This window comes from Candidatus Pseudothioglobus sp. uisw_070, from assembly GCF_059512545.2.
Window position 1 is genome coordinate 797,432 of record NZ_CM183456.2, and the last position, 17,611, is coordinate 815,042.

Below are 17,611 nucleotides of genomic sequence, written 5' to 3' on the forward strand. Positions count from 1 at the left end.
CTAGGATTTTGATAGCATTTTTTGAATTAACTTTTCAATACCTTGGCGCTTTATTTTAGAGTCATAACCGACTCTTTCTATATCTAATATGCTGATAGATTGATACTCTAAATCATAGATTTTCCAGCGGTTTTTACGGATCAATTTAAGAGTAACTGTGGCGCTTGCATTATCCTCTTCAAGCAATACTGATACTTTAACTCTAGCATGATTTCCATTTTGACTGAAGTCTTCATTGACAGATATTGTAATATCTTTCCAAATTGCTAAATCAGACAAAATTCCAACATATTCATTAATTAGAGAACTCTTCATGTCACGTTCAAATATTTTCTTTTGTCTTGAATCTAGCTGACCCCAATAACTACCTAAGGCCATTTCAGTACTATATTCAAGATCAATGTAAGGAATAATTTTCTTTTTAGTGAGGTTTAGAGTCGATGCCATAGTGCCATTATTATTAGACTGCAATTCAATAAAAGAGCAGACAATATCATTAGCAATTGCCCTCACTTGCTCTACTGGTGTACTTCCAGCACTTTTTGGCGAAATAGAGGGGCAAGATTCTGAGGCAAGTATAATCCCGATAAAACATAAGTTGATCAGGAAAGCCTTTAAAATATTAGGTAAAAATTTCATTTTGCTATTGTACTATAACTGTTAAACAAATTAACTAAATGCATAATCAAAATTTAAAAATAAAACTTAAAAATCTGACCAAAGAGCCAGGCGTCTACAAAATGCTTGATAAGACAGGGGATGTTATTTATGTCGGCAAGGCAAAAAATTTAAAAAACCGTGTTTCAAATTATTTTATTAGTTCAAATCATAATACAAAAACTCAGCTCCTCCAGAAAAACATAGATGATTTTTCTATTATTATTACAAAAACTGAAACTCAGGCACTGCTCCTTGAAAATGAGCTTATTAAACAGTTTAAACCTAAATTTAATATACTTTTAAAAGACTCTAAAAGCTACCCTTACATTTTTCTCAGTAACGATGTCCATCCTCGCTTAGGAATGTTTAGGGGTAAAAAAAATAAAAATTATCATTATTTTGGGCCATACCCATCTTCGCATATTGCTCGTGATGCTTTAGCTCTTCTTAAAAAGATATTCAAAGTAAGGCAATGTACTAATAGTTTTTATAGAGCTCGCTCTCGGCCTTGTCTAGAGTATCAAATTGGCCTTTGCAGTGCGCCTTGTGTTGGAAAAATTTCAGATAATAAGTATGAGCAAGATGTTGATATGGTGTCACTTTTTTTGAATGGTAAGGCGAGTAAGCTTTTAAACAAGGTTTCTCAGAAAATGAAAGATGCTTCGATTGATCTTGATTTTGAAGCTGCCGCAAAATATCGAGATCAACTTATTGGCTTAAGAACAATTCAAGAGAGGCATGGTTCTCAATTTAGCTCTGATATGGACGTTGTAAGTATTGTAAATGATGCTGATACTCATTGCATCGAATTAGTATTTGTCCGTGGAGGCAAACAAGTTGGTAGTGAAACTTTCTTTCCAAAAAATGCAAAAAATGATTCTTGTGAAGAGGTTTTAAGTGCATTCCTGCCGCTATATTATTTGGGCACAAAAACGCCTAAAGAGATAGTTTTGAGCCACAAGTTGGAAGATATGTCTGTATTGGAGGCAGGCCTATCTACAAAACTTATTCAATCTCCTAGAGTAGATAAAAAACATTATTTAGAGATGGCTACGCTTAATGCTAAAGAAAATTTAAAACAACATCTACTATTAAGGTTTACTAAGATGAAGCAACTCGAAGGAATTCAAAAAACATTGGCATTAAAAACGATACCAAAAGTTATGGAGTGCTTTGATATAAGTCATACTATGGGAGAAGCAACAACTGCTTCATGCGTAGTGTTCGAAATGGGACTTCCAAAGGTCAGCAGTTACAGGCAATTTAATATTAAAGACATAACACCGGGTGATGATTATGCTGCAATTAACCAGGCAGTATATCGAAGATATTCTCGCCTCCTTAGTTCAAAAAAAGCTATGCCTGATATAGTATTTATTGATGGCGGCTTAGGTCAGCTTAACCAAGCAATTATGGTTATGAACTCAATTGGAGTGGATTCAGTAATGTTGGTTGGAGTTGCTAAAGGTGAAGGAAGAAAAGCAGGGCTCGAGACTCTTATTACAGTTGAAGATGAAAAGGTCAAAAAAATAACACTCTCTCCCTTTGATCCAGCGCTCCTTTTAATCAACCATATTAGAGATGAATCTCATAGATTTGCAATAAAAAATCATCGTAAAAAAAGAGCAAAGAAACGTACTACGTCTTCTTTGGAGCTAATTAAAGGGGTTGGTATAAATAAAAGAAGTGCTCTTTTAAACCATTTTGGAGGTCTTCAAGAAGTGCAAAATGCAAGTGTCGATGAGTTACAAAAAGTAGTTGGGATTAATTCTAAATTAGCGATTAAAATAAACCAATCATTTAAAAAATAAATCTGGCTATGTTTATATTAAGACTTTTAATTGCAGCGATGGTAGTAAGTTATGTTATTTGGCTTTTCTATAATCGAGTAATGGGAAAAAACCTTGGGTTATCAAAAGTTGCAACATGGGTTTTAGCAGCAACATTTTTGATCTATCTTATACTTTCGGGGTTATCTTATTTTGTAGAAGGTTTTTAAGCTTTACTTGATATAACGAGAGTTTTTAGATGTTTTGTGTTTGCTATTATGCGACTTGTTGCATTAACAATGATTGATAGTCTTGATACTTCCCATACAGGAAGGTCTCTCATGTGATCCCCCATATAATCAAATTTTCTCTCACCAAAGCGCTCCACCAGAGTGACTGCTTTATTGTGACTCGATAAGTTAAAGTCTTTATTGCTAGCCATAACATCATCAAAAATCTTAAGGTGCTTAGCAACTGCAAAAGCATAATTTTTATGTGAAGCAGTAGCAAGGACTATTTTTGAGCCTTCTTTTTTTCGCTTCATTATGTAGCTTATAACGTTTTCATTGAAGGGTAGCTCAGGGATATTAATTTCAAACCTTCTAACCAGTTGATCTTTTAAATATCCCTTTCCCTTCCATAGCCAAAAAAAATAATGTGCAATAAGCCATGGACTTTTGCTTAACACGCCTAAAGAAGATAGGAATAAAAGATCCGTATCAATTAGTGTGTGATCTAGATCTACAATTAATGGGATAGAGTTAGTTTCCACTGTCTAATTCACTCCATTTGTCATATAGTAATCCCACTTCTTTTTCCATTGAGCTTAATTTGATTGTCAAGTTTTGTGCATCAGGGTTTTGATAAAAGTCAGGGTCAGATAGTAATTTTTGTGACATTGAAATTTCATTTTCGAGATCTTCAATCTTTTCAGGTAATGATTTTAATAGTTGCTGTTCGTTGAATGATAACTTTTGTGAAGTATTTTTAGATTTAGATTTAAGTTCTACATCTTTTTTAGGTTGAGTATTTATTTTTTCATGTTTTTGCAGGATATAGTCATCATAACCACCAACATACTGATCAATAATAGCGTCACCTTCCATAACGATTGTTGAACTTACAATGTTATTTAAAAAAGTTCTGTCATGTGAGATCAGTAAAAGTGTTCCGGCATAGTCGACTAACATTTCTTCTAGTAATTCAAGCGTTTCGACATCTAAATCGTTGGTTGGCTCATCAAGAACTAAGAGATTGGCTGGTTGAGATAGTATTTTGGCAAGCATTAAACGATTTTTTTCACCACCAGAAAACATTTTAATCGGAGCCATTGCTTGTTTTCCTGTAAATAAAAACTGACGCATATAGCCAATTACATGTTTACTTTTTCCATTAATATCTATGAAATCTTTGCCTCCGGATACAAAATCCATAGCCTTCATGTTAGGGTTAAGTGACTCTCTCATTTGATCAAAGTAAGCGAGCTGAATAGTTTTGGATCGCCGGATATTTCCTTCATCTGGAGTAAGTTCGCCGAGAAGAAGTTTAATTAATGTTGATTTTCCTGATCCGTTGCCTCCAATAATTCCTATTTTTTCACCTTTTAAGACTAAAAGAGAGAATAGCTTTACGAGCTCGAGTTGACCAATTTTATAACTTACATTCTTAACTTCAAAAACTAGCTTGGAGACTCGTTTCTCATCTTCTAACGCATGAATTCTAACTTGACCTTGATGTTTTCGTTTATTTATAAACTGTTTTCGCATATCCTCAAGAGCTCTGACGCGCCCTTCATTCCTTGTTCGTCTTGCCTTTATTCCTTGACGAATCCAGGTTTCTTCTTGAGCAAGTTTTTTATTAAACCTTGCGTTTTCCAGCTCTTCACTGTTAAGAAGATTTTCTTTTCTTTTTAAGTAGTCTAAATAGCCACAGTCAAATATTGAAAGTTTTCCCCGATCGAGGTCAAAAATCTTATTAACGATGCCGTTTACAAATGATCGATCATGGCTGATAAGAATTAGGGTTCCATGAAAATCCTTGAGCATTTTCTCTAAATCAAGAATTGCAGTGATGTCCATGTGGTTTGTTGGCTCGTCAAGTAAGAGAAGTGTTGGCTCTTGAACAATCGCCTTTGCAAGCATTACTCTTCTTTTCCAGCCACCAGAAAGTGTTGAAAGTTTTGCTGTTGGTTCTAATTTAAAGCGATTCAAAATTGTTTCAATTTGATGTAAATAGTGCCATAAATCTTTACTTTCTATTTCATTTTGCAATTGAGCACTTTTTTCAATATCGCCGACTTGTAATGAGTCGTGATAGTCAGCAAGAAGCTTTCCAGTTTCACCGAGCCCTCGGGCGACAATATTAAATAGCGAATGATCATTGTCTTCTGGAGGTTGTTGCTCTAAGTAGCTTATCTTAGTGTTATTTTTAACTTTTAAATTACCATCGTCAGCATGAATCAGTCCTGCTAAAACCTTCAAGAAGCTTGATTTCCCCTCACCATTGCGACCAATTAAGCCTATCTTATCGCCTTTGAGGATGGTCGCATTGATTTCATCTAAGATAACTTTTTCAGAAAATCTAAGGGAAATATTGTCTAAGGTTATAAGTGGCATACGTTAAAATTAAAATTTTAAATAACAGCTATGTGAATGCGTTATTTTATTCAATTTGTGCTTGCACTTTTACTTATTCAAGGAGCTTTAGCTGAAAGTATTGAAGCAAAAGACTTTGAAACACGTGATCAGGAAAATCGTTACACGGTTTTAATTGAAAATATTCGATGCCCTGTATGCCAGGGTCAGAGCATTGGTGGTTCAAATTCTAGTCTTGCTAGTGACCTTCGTGAACAAGTTCGCACAATGATATTAGATAATAAATCTGACAAAGATATTTATTTATTTATGGTCGAGCGATATGGGGACTTTGTTAACTTTAAGCCGCCAATTAATAGCAAAACATATCTATTATGGTTTGCCCCTCTCCTCTTGCTATTTTTATGCTTTATTTATTTATATAGGATAACAAGAAGTAAAAACACTTACCTTTCCAGTTCAGATAACGATATTGAAAGAGCTAAAAAATTATTAAAGTGATAAATTAAAATGCTTCTATGAATAACAATACTGAAATTAGTGATTTAATTGTGAAGGCTTATGCGCATCAAAGAATTGGTGAGATTTCTATGGCGATACAAGTATGGAATGAGCTAATAAACCATAGTTTAGTCACGCAAGAGTTATCCTCTAATGCCCATTTAAATCTTGGTAATTTACACTTGCAGCAGGGTAATAATGATATTGCCTATGAAAGTATGACTAAAGCAATAAGTTCAAACCCGAATAGCTCTGAAGCTTTTTTCTGTTTAGCTTATATGGAGCAAGAAAAAGAGAATTTCCATGAGGCAATTAATTTTTTTGAGGCTGCATTAAAGATTAAGCCAGAAGATGTTGGTGCTATAAATAACTTGGGCAACTGTTTTGATCGGTTAAATAAAAGTCATGACTCAATCAAAACTTATTCAAAGGCAATTTCTTTAGATTCAGAATATATTGCAGCTTATTATAATCGAGGCAATGCTTACTCTAAAATAGCAAAGGATAAGTTGGCTTTGAAAGATTTAAATAAGGCGATTGATTTAGACAATACTTTTTATCAAGCATATTATAATCGTGGCTCAGTATATGGGCGATTAGGAAAAATTGAGCTAGCTGAAAAAGATTTTAAAAAAGCTAAAGAGCTTGCACAGTTAGAGATTGAACAATCAAACAAATAATAGGATTAAAGTGAGTGATCTAGACGAAAATAAATTAATAGCAGAAAGAAAATCTAAATTAGCATTGCTTAGAGAGTCAGGCAATCCATATATTAATGATTTTAAGCCTCAAAACCTAGCAAGCTCTATTCATGAGAAGTTTGATAGCTTTTCAAATGAAGACCTTCAAGAAGCGGGAGAATTTGTAACTGTTGCTGGACGATTAATGCTCAAGAGAATAATGGGTAAAGCAAGCTTTGTTCAGCTTCAAGATACTTCAGGCCAAATTCAACTTTTTGTGACTAGAGATGAGCTGGAAGAGGGCTTGTACAATGAGCAATTCAAGAAGTGGGATATTGGCGACATAATTGGAGCGTCTGGGGTTCTTTTTAAGACTCAAACCGGTGAGCTATCTATTCGAGTGGGTGATATTAAATTATTAACAAAATCATTAAGACCTTTGCCAGAAAAATTTCATGGACTAACTGATCAAGAGACAATATATCGCCAAAGGTATGTTGATTTAATTATGAATGAAGGATCGAGAAAAGTTTTTCAGAGAAGATCTGAAATAATTTCTTACATTAGGCAGTTCTTTATACGTCACAGTTATCTTGAGGTAGAAACCCCTATGATGCAAGTCATTCCAGGTGGCGCAGCAGCCAAGCCTTTTGTTACGCATCATAATGCTTTAGATATGGATTTATTTTTAAGAATTGCTCCAGAGCTCTATCTTAAAAGGTTAGTAGTTGGAGGATTTGATAAGGTTTTTGAGATTAACCGTAATTTTAGAAATGAGGGGCTCTCTCCAAGGCATAATCCTGAATTTACAATGATTGAGTTTTATGAGGCTTATGCAAATTATCATGACTATATGGACCTAACTGAAAACTTATTTAAAGGTATTGCAATTGATGTTTGTAAATCAGCAAAAATAAAATTCCAGGGTGATGAGTTTGATTTTTCAAAACCGTTTGAACGATTAAGTGTGTTTGATTCAATTTTGAAATACAATCCTAAGTTATCAGCTTCTGACCTTTCAGAAGATAATGTTAGGAGTACTGCTAGCAATTTGGGAATTCATCTTAAAGAGAACTGGGGTTTAGGAAAGATTCAAATTGAAATCTTTGAAGCAACTGTTGAGGAAAAATTAATTCAACCAACTTTTGTTACTGAGTATCCTACAGAGGTATCTCCTCTGGCTAGGCGCAATGATCAAAATTCATTTATTACTGATCGCTTTGAACTCTTTATTGGTGGCCGTGAAATAGCAAATGGATTTTCGGAGCTCAATGATCCTGAAGATCAGGCCCAAAGGTTCAAAGACCAGGTTAGTGAAAAAGATGCAGGAGACGATGAAGCAATGCATTATGATGCTGATTATATTAGAGCCCTTGAGTATGGAATGCCCCCAACCGCAGGAGAAGGTATTGGTATTGATCGTTTAGTTATGCTATTTACAGATTCGGCGTCAATTAGAGATGTTTTATTATTTCCTCATATGAGACCTGAGTATGAGAAGTAGTTTAAGAGCCTCTAGTTAGTATTATGATTCCAGTTCTAACTATTGATGGACCTAGTGGAGTAGGGAAGGGTACTGTAGCAAATATCATGGCTCATGAGCTGAAATGGAATTTGTTGGACTCTGGAGCAATATACCGGGCTTTTGCTTTGGCGGCTTCTAAGCGAAATATTAAGATTGATAATACTGATGAACTGCTGAAGTTAGCATCCAACCTCGATTTGAAATTTGAGTCAGATCTATCCAATAATAAACTTAGTATTTATCTTGATAATATTGAAGTTTCAGCTGAACTTCGAACTGAAGAAACTGCAGAGCTCGCTTCAAAATTTGCGATGATTGGCCCTCTTCGGGAGTCACTCTTAATAAGGCAGCAAAAGTTCAAGAAGCCTCCAGGATTAGTTGCTGATGGCCGAGATATGGGAACTGTTGTATTCGAAAGTGCACCCTTTAAGGTATTTTTGACAGCAAATGTGGAAGAAAGGGCACAAAGACGACTAAAACAGTTGCACGACAATGGTATTGCTGGTATCCTTTCGCAAACTTTGGAAGAGGTTCAAAAGAGAGATGAGAGGGACGCAAGTCGCAAACATTCTCCTTTAATTGCTTCAAAAGATGCATTGATTATAGATACATCGAATCTTACAATTAATGAAGTCGTTGCAAAAGTGATGGCGCTAGTTAAGACTTGAGCGGTCAAGTCTTTATTTTTTAATTAACCCGATATGAGTTAAGCTTAAACCGACACAGCTTAATAATTACCGGTCAACATCGAGATAAATATGTCAGAATCATTTTCCGAGCTATTTGAAAATAGCGAAATACAACAAAACGTAAAACCTGGAGCCCTCTTAATGGGAACTGTAGTCAGCATGAATCGCGAAAAAGCGATCATCAATGTGGGACTAAAGTCTGAAGGTTTTATTTCATTACACGAATTTAAAAATGCCAAAGGCGAGCTTGAGATCACTGAAGGTGATGTTGTTGAAGTCGCACTTGACTCAATTGATGATGGCTTAGGTCATACTCTTTTATCACGTGAAAAAGCGAAACGCATTAAGATGTGGCAAGAGCTTGAAAACGCAATGAACACTAAAGAAGTTGTTAAAGGTATTGTTACAGGCTCTGTTAAGGGCGGTATGACAGTTGATATTGGTGTTATCAAAGCATTCTTGCCTGGTTCTCTAGTAGACGTAAGGCCTGTTAAAGATTTTGATTTCTTACTAGGTCAAGAAATTGAGGCTCTTGTTATTAAAATGGACGAAGTCAGGAATAATATTGTTATTTCTAGAAAGGCTGTTATGCAGGAAGTCAACTCAGCTGATAGAGAGGCTTTAATTGAAAATCTTGATACTGGCAAAGAAGTTGAAGGAATTGTTAAAAACTTAGCTGATTATGGTGCATTTGTTGATCTTGGCGGCGTAGATGGGTTACTTCACATTACAGATATATCGTGGCAGAGAGTTAACCACCCGTCTGAGAAGCTATCTATAGGTGACAAGATTACAGTAAAAATTCTCAACTATGATAAAGAGAAAATGAGGGTTTCTTTAGGACTTAAGCAGTTAACACCAAGCCCTTGGGACAATATTTCAGAGCGTCTTCCAATGGGCAAAAAAGTTTCGGGTGTGGTTTCAAACCTAACTGATTATGGTGCATTTGTAAGAATTGAAGAGGGTGTTGAAGGACTTGTTCACGTGAGTGAGATGGACTGGACAAATGCTAACGCTAGGCCTTCTAAGTTTGTTAAGCTTGGCCAAGAAGTAGATGTTGTAGTTCTTGATGTGCAAGAGTCTAAACATAGAATTTCTCTTAGTATGAAGCAAGCAAAAGAAAATCCTTGGGAAGCATTCGAGGGGACGCATAATAAAGGTGACATGATTAACGTAACAGTTAAGTCAATTACTGACTTTGGTCTTTTTGTTGGCCTTCCAGGTGGAATTGATGGGCTTATTCATTTAGCAGATATTTCATGGGAGAAGCAGTCTGCAGATCAAATTGTCTCAACTTATTCAAAGGGACAAGAGCTTGATGTTGTAATTCTTAATATAGATGCTGAAAAAGAAAGAATTTCTTTAGGAATTAAACAGTTGACTTCGGATGATTTCTCTCAATATGCAACTGCAAACTCTAAAGGTTCGATTGTTAAAGGTGTTATCCAAGAGGTAGATGCAAGAGGCGCTGTCGTATTATTAGCCGCTGGAATTACTGGTTATCTTAAGGTGTCTGAAATTTCTCAAGATAGAATTGATGACGCATCAACAGTACTAAAAGAAGGTGCAGAGGTTGAAGTCGCTATTACTTTAATTGACAAAAGAACACGAAAAGTAAATTTAAGTATGAAAGCTAAAGATTCGGTTCAAGAAAAAGCAGTCATGGATGACTATAACAGTCAATCGACTCAAACTTCTGGATCAACACTTGGTGATCTCTTAAAAGAAGCTAAAGATAAATAATTAATTAAAGCTGCTATGCCATGGTTTAGCAGCTAATTATATGAAAAAAATCGACCTTATTGATGTAATATCTAAAGAAACTAGAATTACACGCTCAGAAGCAAAACAATCTGTTGAAATTATCCTTGAAGAAATTAGCTTGGCAGTAATTTCTGGTAAAGGCGTTGAAGTAAGAGGTTTTGGTGGTTTTCAAAAACGTCATCGTAAAGGCAGAATGGGTATTAATCCTAAGACTGGTGAAAAGACTGAAGTTTCTGAAAAATTTGTTCCTTTTTTTAAGCCTGGAAAACTTCTCAAAGAGGCTGTTAATAAAGGCTAATTTACGATTGATTAATGAACATTAGTTCAGTATAATTTCTCGTTTTTATATGGGGCGTTAGCTCAGTTGGTAGAGCATCGGACTTTTAATCCGCTGGTCGAGCGTTCAAGTCGCTCACGCCCCACCATATTCTTAAAAGCTTGCAGTATTGCAGGCTTTTTTGTTTTCTACAAGTCTTAAATTGAATAGAAATTTTGAGAAAATATAGAAAATTTCTATGATTACGTAAAAAATGTTCAAAAACCAACTACTATTGATCTTTAGATAGCCAATGTTATTAAATCAGTTTGCTCTTTGGGGATACCTATGTTTCTTTGTTTGTGCTTCAATCTTTCTTTGGATTAAGTGGCGAAAGATTGGTGCGCCATTACTAATCATGATTATTGTTATTTTATTTATATATTCTTTTGGAATGGCTAAATATTCAATTCTTGGATCAATGAGGCTTAACTCCATTCCAAAAGTCATGAATTTAGAAGCTGATTCTAATTCTATTAGTAGGGGTGAAGTAATCCTAGATTCACTTAAAAGCTGGAATAAGATGCTTAGAGGAAAAAAACCTATTTATATAACTTCAGGTGGATCTCAAATTTCAGTGGATCCAATTGGTGATGAAAAAGCTATAAAACTTTTTAAACGTTTCTAATAGAGAAATAATTCATAAAAAATCTCAATATTAATGTAAATAAGTATAAACTTTCATTAGTCCTCATTTCATTATGACGGATTTTTAATTTTTTAATATTAAGGAGAAAAAATATGAATTATTTGCCTAAGTCGTTGGCAGTGGGATTTGTATTGGCGTCTTTTGCTTCAGCCTCTGTGCTTGCAGCAACTCACCCAGTAACAGGTGAAACCCTAGCTGATGATCAGACATTTACATACAGTTTGTTAGATGAATTTAGTTCTGCTGACCCTCAAATCGTTGAGGATGTCTCAGGAGCTGATATTGTTCGTGACCTTTTTGAAGGCCTGATGAATCAAGATGCAGATGGAAATCTTGTTCCAGGTGTTGCGACTGGCTTTACAACAAATGATGCAAAAGATGTCTATACATTCACGCTTCGTGACAATGCAATGTGGTCAGATGGTAACCCAGTTACCGCGCATGACTTTGTATACTCATGGAGACGTTTAGCAGATCCTGCTACAGCCTCACCTTACTCATGGTTTGCTGAAATTATGGCTATTGAAAATGTTGGAGCTGTGTTATCTGGCGATGCTTCACCTGAAACTCTTGGAGTTACTGCTCTAGATAATCATACTCTTGAGGTTCGTTTAACAGCTTCATTGCCATATTTTGCTGCAATGACTACGCATAGCTCAACTTTTCCAAGTCCTGAGTGGGTAGTTAGAACATCAGGTAATGATTGGACTAAGCCTGAAAATATTGTATCTAATGGTGCATATATTTTAACTGAGCATATTCCTAATGAGCGTTCAGTACGTGAGCGTAACACTATGTATTGGAATAACGATGCAACAATTCTTGATAAGGTTGTTGGATTAGTTATAAATGATGAGAATACAGATTTGACTCGTTATTTAGCTAATGAACTTGACAAAGGAACTGTGCCTTCAGGTCAGTATATTCGCCTGAAACAGGACTATCCTAATCAAGCAACTTCTTTTCCAAGACTTTGCAACTACTACATGACTTTTAATATGTCACCTAGTGGCCCTGAAGCATTTAAAGATGTTCGTGTTCGTCATGCTCTAGCCTATGCTATAGATCGCTCAGTTATTACTGAAAAAATCTTACAAGCTGGACAAATCAACGCATTCACATTTACTCCTGGAGCGACAGCTGGATTTGACGTTCCTTCAGTTGCATTTGGTCGTATGACTCAAGATGAGAGAAACGCTAAAGCAGTTGAACTGTTAAGTGAAGCTGGTTATGGACCAAGTAATCCTTTGAAGTTTGAGTATTTATATAACACTTCTGAAGGTCATAAGAAGATTGCAATTGCAGCCCAGCAAATGTGGAAAGAAACACTTGGTGTTGAAGCTACGCTTGCTAATCAAGAGTGGAAAACATTCCTTAAAACTCGTGGCGGTCAAGGTTTTGAACTTGCACGTGGAGCTTGGTGTGGTGACTACAATGAAGCGTCTACTTTCCTAGACCTTCTTACTACTCCTTCTGGTTACAATGATGGTAAGTATAGTAATGCTGAGGTAGATCAGCTTATGTTAGATGCAAGGACTATGTCTGATGCATCAGGTAATTACACGCGCATTGAAGAGATCTTGGCAAATGAAATGCCAGTGATTCCTATTTATCATTATGCTGGTGTATTTATGCTTAAGACTAATGTAAAAGGTTGGCCTTATAACAACGTTGAACAAAACGTATATTCTCGCAATTTGTATAAGATTGCGCAGTAATAATTAGTTTGACTCTAAGAGCATCGCACAGATATTGTGCGGTGCTTTTTTATTTGTACGGTACAATAATTCATTAAATTTTTTCTGGTCAATTTCGGATATGATCAACTACATAGTTAAGCGAATTGGAATTGCTATTCCGACTCTGCTTGTTCTTATTGCGGTTAGCTTCTACTTAATGCACGCAGCTCCTGGTGGTCCATTTACATCGGAAAGACCACTTCCACCCCAAGTACTTGCAAATATTGAGGCAAAATATGGCCTAGATCAGCCAATTTGGCGACAGATGTTTAGTTATCTTTGGGGAGTTTTAACTGAATTTGATTTTGGGCCCTCCTACAAATATCATGACAGAAGTGTAAACGAAATTATTGCACAAGGTTTTCCAATTACTTTGAAGTACGGTTTTTGGTCATTTATTGTTGCTGTTGGAGTTGGTATACCATTAGGCGCAATTGCTGCAATACGGAAAAACACTTGGATTGATTACTTAGCAGTAGGTGTATCAATTGGCGCGCAAGTGCTCCCAAATTTTGTAATGGCGCCATTACTAATTATCGTCTTTACCTTATGGCTTGATTGGCTGCCAGGTGGAGGCTGGAATGGAGGATCGTGGCAGTACCTTATAATGCCAGTCATTGCGCTTTCAACAAGCTATATGGCATCTATTGCTCGAATAACTCGCTCATCCATGCTGGAGGTTCTAAATACGAATTACATTAGAACAGCAAAATCTAAAGGACTTCCAACAAAAATAATATTCTTTCGTCATGTATTAAAGCCCTCACTTCTTCCAGTAATTTCATACCTTGGCCCGGCATTTGTTGGATTAATAACAGGATCTGTAATCATTGATATGTATTTTTCAACTGGTGGTATGGGCTACTTTTTTGTTAATTCAGCCTTTAATAGAGACTACTCAGTAATGATGGGAATAACTATTGTAGTTGGCGGCCTTACAATTTTATTTAGCTTAATCGCAGATCTTTTGTACGCATGGGTTGATCCTAAGATTAGATACTAAAAAATGATTGCAATAAATAAAAATAAGATAAAAGAGATGGCGGATAATCTTTCTGATTCTGGAACTGGCCGTTCATTATGGAAGGATGCACGAATAAGATTTATGCAAAACAAGGCTGCAACTGTTAGCCTGTTTATTCTTGCAGCGATAGTACTCTTTTCGTTTATTGGGCCATATTTTGCTGTTTGGAGTTATGAGAAGATTGACTGGAATGCAATGGGCTCTGCAGCCAGAGTTGGGATGCCATCAATTGAAAGTGGACATTTTTTTGGGACCGATGATCTAGGTCGAGATTTGTACTCAAGAGTAATACAGGGAACACAAATCTCCCTAATGGTTGGCTTCTTAGGAGCAACAGTAGCTGTTTTTGTGGGCACCTTATATGGCGCTACTTCTGGTTATTTAGGAGGAAAGACTGATCAAATAATGATGCGTATTGTTGACATTTTGATGTCAATTCCGTACATGTTTGTTTTAATACTTTTGTTGGTTGTATTTGGCCGCTCAATTGGAATGCTTTTTATAGGAATTGGCCTACTATCTTGGTTAGATATGAGCCGAATTGTTAGGGGGCAAACCCTTAATCTTAAAAATAAAGAATTTATTGAAGCTGCAAGGGTAACTGGGGTTAGTGACTTTAAAATTATAACGCGTCATATTGTTCCTAACCTTCTAGGTATTGTTGCGGTATATGCGACTCTTTTAGTACCTGGAATAATATTAGCAGAAAGTTTTATATCCTTTTTGGGTCTAGGAGTGCAGGAGCCATCAACAAGTTGGGGTGCTTTAATTAAAGAAGGTGCTGGAACAATTCGCTACGATACTGAATGGCAACTTCTATTTCCTTTGGCATTTTTTGTTGTCAGCTTATTCTGCTTTTATTTTATTGGAGATGGCTTGCGTGATGCGCTTGACCCAAAGGATCGATAAACTAATATGAGCTTTTTAGAAGTAAACAATTTAAAAGTAGAGTTTGATACTGCAGATGGCATAGTAAGTGCAGTTAACAATGTTAGCTTTTCACTTGATGAGGGAAAAATTTTAGCGATAGTTGGTGAATCTGGAAGTGGAAAAAGCCAAACTGTTTTTGCTATGAACGGTCTCCTTGATCACAATGGTAGGGCAAGTGGTAGTGTTAAATTTGAAGGCAAAGAGATTCTTAATCTTCCTAGCAGGGAGCTCAACCTTATTCGGGCTCAAAAAATTGCAATGATTTTTCAAGATCCAATGACCAGTCTTAATCCCTATGTAAGAGTTTCAGAGCAAATGGCTGAAGTACTTGTCCACCATCAAGGGGTCTCAAAGTCGGATGCTATTCAGCAATCAATCAATATGCTCGATGCTGTTAAAATTCCAGACGCTAAAAATCGCATAAGGATGTATCCACATGAGTTTTCAGGTGGAATGCGCCAGCGCGTAATGATTGCAATGTCTCTACTTTGTCATCCTAAGCTTCTAATCGCTGATGAACCAACGACTGCTTTAGATGTTACTGTGCAGGCTCAAATTATGCAATTGCTAGCTGATATTCAAAAAGAATTTGGCATGTCAATTATTTTAATTACTCATGATCTTGGAGTTGTAGCTGGAAATAGTGATGAGATGCTTGTTATGTACGGAGGAGAAGTAATGGAGATAGGTAAAACAGAGCATCTCTACTCTAATGCTACGCATCCTTACACTCAAGGTTTAATGAGCGCGGTGCCAAGGCTTGATGACTCAGCAGATAGATTAGTGACAATTCCTGGAAACCCTCCGAATATGATGCTAACTCCAGTTGGATGTCCATTTTCACCACGCTGTAAGTTTGCAAATACTACATGCTCTTCGCAAACTCCTATCCTAGCTAAAGTTGATAATAATGATCACTATAGAGCTTGTCACGTTGCCATAGAGGATACATTATGAGTGAGCATAAAATTCTTCAGGTTCAGAATTTAAAAGTAAATTTTGATGTTTCCTCAGAAGGAGATATGCCATGGACTAAGGCCAAGAAATTACAGGCAGTAAATAACGTTTCGTTTGATTTAAATTCAGGTGAAACCCTTGGCATAGTTGGGGAGTCAGGTTGTGGAAAGTCTACTTTGGCGAGAGCAATTGTTAAAATGGTGCCCGCTGATTCAGGAAAAGTAATTTGGTTTGGGAATGACTTGTTAACTCTAAACAAGTCTGAAATGAGGCAGCACCGTAAACAAATTCAAATGATTTTTCAAGACCCTCTTGCAAGTCTAAATCCTAGAATGAATATTGGCGAAATTATTGCAGAGCCATTAAGAACACATTACCCTAAAACACCAGAGTCCGATGTAAAAGAGAGAGTTAAAGACGTAATGAATAAAGTTGGTTTATTGGATAATTTAGTTAATCGTTACCCTCATGAGTTTTCGGGTGGACAGTGTCAGCGAATTGGTATTGCAAGAGCTTTAATTTTAAAACCAAAGCTTATTATCTGTGACGAGCCAGTATCTGCGCTTGATGTCTCAATTCAAGCTCAAGTAGTTAATCTCTTGATGGATTTGCAAGAAGAGATGGATTTAACTTTAATTTTTATTGCCCATGATTTAAGTGTTGTCAAGCACATCAGTACTAAGATTATGGTTCTTTATTTAGGCAATATGGTTGAACTTGCAAACAGTGATGATATTTATACTAAACCAAGACATCCTTACACCCAGGCTCTTATCTCTGCAGTTCCTATTCCTGACCCAAGTATTGAGAAAAGTAAAAAAATAATATTAATAGAAGGTGACTTGCCATCACCAGTAGACCCACCCTCAGGTTGTGTTTTTAGAACAAGGTGTCAAAAAACTCAAGATATTTGTGCAATAGAAAAGCCTGAGTTTAAAGAGGTATCAAGCAATCATGAGGTTGCTTGTCATTTTCATGATTAAGTTTCTTAAAAAACGAATTAAAAATAAGTGGATGCTTATTATTTTGCCTTTTCTATTTTTTCTAATAAAGGGCTTAATATGGCTTGCCATATTTTATGGGTTGTGGGACGTTATTAAATCGATCTTCTAAATTTTGATACCTTGGAAGATTTACTTAACTTTAACGTGAGATAAGATTTCTTTCATATCTTTCTTATTTTCAAAGATTTCTTGTTCTGAAAGTCCATCCATCTCATGAGGAAAAACTAGCCAATCATCAGTCTCGTGGATATAGTAATCTGGCACAGTATCTATAATATTTCTTAAAGGCTTGTACCAAGGCATAGCCATGCGAATATCATGCGGTATATTTTTTCTAGATTTTTCATTCAGAGTATCTAAGATCGCTTTAATACTTCTGCCTGAGTCAAAGACATCATCAACAATAAGAAGCTTGTCTTCAGCATTCATATGACTGATTAGATAGTCGATACCATGAACCCTAACCTCTTTTGCTTGTTTATTAATGCCATAGTATGATGAAGTTCGAATCGCAATATGATCAGATTCATTACCCAAATACCCAAGAATCTCTTGGATGGCTATACCAACGGGCGTTCCACCTCGCCAAACTCCAACAATAAAGTCAGGTTTGAAACCACTATTGTGTATTTGAACTCCCAATCTAAAAGAGTCAAGTAGCAACTCATCAGCTGTGATGTATTTTTTTGATAGAGACATTTTTATTATTAGTTGTAATTTAAATAATGTGACTTGAATGAATTATAAAGCATCTTTCTTATTTGAAATTTTATAGAGGTTTCAACATTTATATTTATAGAATTCTATTTT

General features: G+C 35.9%; 18 protein-coding genes and 1 tRNA gene. 15 read left to right on the forward strand and 4 right to left on the reverse strand.

Going from position 1 to position 17,611, the window contains the following annotated elements; genetic code table 11:
- A complete protein-coding gene (locus AC5YGD_RS03975; RefSeq protein ID WP_496142230.1) occupies positions 1-639 on the reverse strand; it encodes an ABC transporter substrate-binding protein in 639 nt (212 codons plus the stop codon).
- Positions 640-677: 38 nt separating this feature from the next.
- Between AC5YGD_RS03975 and uvrC the strand changes: the two genes are divergently transcribed.
- Together uvrC and AC5YGD_RS03985 are read left to right on the forward strand one after the other, a co-directional pair.
- Positions 678-2,471, forward strand: coding sequence for an excinuclease ABC subunit UvrC (uvrC, locus tag AC5YGD_RS03980; protein WP_496142231.1), 1,794 nt, complete (start codon positions 678-680; stop codon positions 2,469-2,471).
- Positions 2,472-2,479: 8 nt separating this feature from the next.
- Positions 2,480-2,659 (forward strand): hypothetical protein, encoded by a 180-nt coding sequence (locus AC5YGD_RS03985; protein ID WP_271537817.1) that lies wholly within the window; start codon positions 2,480-2,482, stop codon positions 2,657-2,659.
- On the opposite strand, the gene AC5YGD_RS03990 is transcribed toward AC5YGD_RS03985, so the two are convergent.
- Positions 2,656-3,201, reverse strand: a complete 546-nt coding sequence (locus AC5YGD_RS03990) for a hypothetical protein (protein WP_496142232.1) — start codon at positions 3,199-3,201, stop codon at positions 2,656-2,658. The genes AC5YGD_RS03985 and AC5YGD_RS03990 overlap by 4 nt on opposite strands.
- Positions 3,191-5,044, reverse strand: coding sequence for an ATP-binding cassette domain-containing protein (locus AC5YGD_RS03995; protein WP_496142233.1), 1,854 nt, complete (start codon positions 5,042-5,044; stop codon positions 3,191-3,193). Before AC5YGD_RS03995 ends, AC5YGD_RS03990 begins: the two co-directional genes overlap by 11 nt.
- A gap of 36 nt (positions 5,045-5,080) precedes the next feature.
- Between AC5YGD_RS03995 and AC5YGD_RS04000 the strand changes: the two genes are divergently transcribed.
- From AC5YGD_RS04000 to oppF, 13 genes are all read left to right on the forward strand, one after another.
- Complete coding sequence (locus AC5YGD_RS04000; protein WP_271558534.1) at positions 5,081-5,524, forward strand: cytochrome c-type biogenesis protein; 444 nt, start codon at positions 5,081-5,083, stop codon at positions 5,522-5,524.
- A 17-nt stretch (positions 5,525-5,541) separates the two neighbouring features.
- The gene (locus AC5YGD_RS04005; protein WP_496142234.1) at positions 5,542-6,204 is read left to right on the forward strand and encodes a tetratricopeptide repeat protein; all 663 of its coding nucleotides are present in this window, start codon (positions 5,542-5,544) and stop codon (positions 6,202-6,204) included.
- A 10-nt stretch (positions 6,205-6,214) separates the two neighbouring features.
- Positions 6,215-7,708 (forward strand): lysine--tRNA ligase, encoded by a 1,494-nt coding sequence (lysS, locus tag AC5YGD_RS04010; protein WP_496142235.1) that lies wholly within the window; start codon positions 6,215-6,217, stop codon positions 7,706-7,708.
- A gap of 23 nt (positions 7,709-7,731) precedes the next feature.
- Positions 7,732-8,397, forward strand: a complete 666-nt coding sequence (cmk, locus tag AC5YGD_RS04015; RefSeq protein WP_496142237.1) for a (d)CMP kinase — start codon at positions 7,732-7,734, stop codon at positions 8,395-8,397.
- Between the two features lie 90 nt (positions 8,398-8,487).
- Positions 8,488-10,161 carry a 30S ribosomal protein S1 gene (rpsA, locus tag AC5YGD_RS04020; RefSeq protein WP_416679339.1) on the forward strand — a complete coding sequence of 558 codons (1,674 nt, stop codon included), beginning with the start codon at positions 8,488-8,490 and terminating at the stop codon, positions 10,159-10,161.
- Positions 10,162-10,201: 40 nt separating this feature from the next.
- Entirely contained in the window at positions 10,202-10,480 is a 279-nt protein-coding gene (locus AC5YGD_RS04025) for an HU family DNA-binding protein (protein ID WP_416653297.1), read from the forward strand.
- Positions 10,481-10,531: 51 nt separating this feature from the next.
- Positions 10,532-10,607: transfer RNA gene (locus AC5YGD_RS04030), tRNA-Lys, on the forward strand.
- Positions 10,608-10,751: 144 nt separating this feature from the next.
- A complete protein-coding gene (locus tag AC5YGD_RS04035; RefSeq protein ID WP_496142238.1) occupies positions 10,752-11,126 on the forward strand; it encodes a hypothetical protein in 375 nt (124 codons plus the stop codon).
- A 113-nt stretch (positions 11,127-11,239) separates the two neighbouring features.
- Positions 11,240-12,865, forward strand: coding sequence for a peptide ABC transporter substrate-binding protein (locus AC5YGD_RS04040; protein ID WP_271558527.1), 1,626 nt, complete (start codon positions 11,240-11,242; stop codon positions 12,863-12,865).
- A 100-nt stretch (positions 12,866-12,965) separates the two neighbouring features.
- Entirely contained in the window at positions 12,966-13,889 is a 924-nt protein-coding gene (gene oppB, locus AC5YGD_RS04045; protein WP_271556285.1) for an oligopeptide ABC transporter permease OppB, read from the forward strand.
- Between the two features lie 3 nt (positions 13,890-13,892).
- Entirely contained in the window at positions 13,893-14,819 is a 927-nt protein-coding gene (locus AC5YGD_RS04050) for an ABC transporter permease subunit (protein WP_271558526.1), read from the forward strand.
- 6 nt (positions 14,820-14,825) lie between these two features.
- The gene (locus AC5YGD_RS04055) at positions 14,826-15,797 is read left to right on the forward strand and encodes an oligopeptide/dipeptide ABC transporter ATP-binding protein (protein WP_496142239.1); all 972 of its coding nucleotides are present in this window, start codon (positions 14,826-14,828) and stop codon (positions 15,795-15,797) included.
- A complete protein-coding gene (gene oppF, locus AC5YGD_RS04060) occupies positions 15,794-16,780 on the forward strand; it encodes a murein tripeptide/oligopeptide ABC transporter ATP binding protein OppF (protein ID WP_496142240.1) in 987 nt (328 codons plus the stop codon). Before AC5YGD_RS04055 ends, oppF begins: the two co-directional genes overlap by 4 nt.
- Before the next feature lie 150 nt (positions 16,781-16,930).
- On the opposite strand, the gene AC5YGD_RS04065 is transcribed toward oppF, so the two are convergent.
- Positions 16,931-17,500, reverse strand: coding sequence for a phosphoribosyltransferase (locus AC5YGD_RS04065; protein WP_271556279.1), 570 nt, complete (start codon positions 17,498-17,500; stop codon positions 16,931-16,933).
- Between the last annotated feature and the right edge of the window lie 111 nt (positions 17,501-17,611).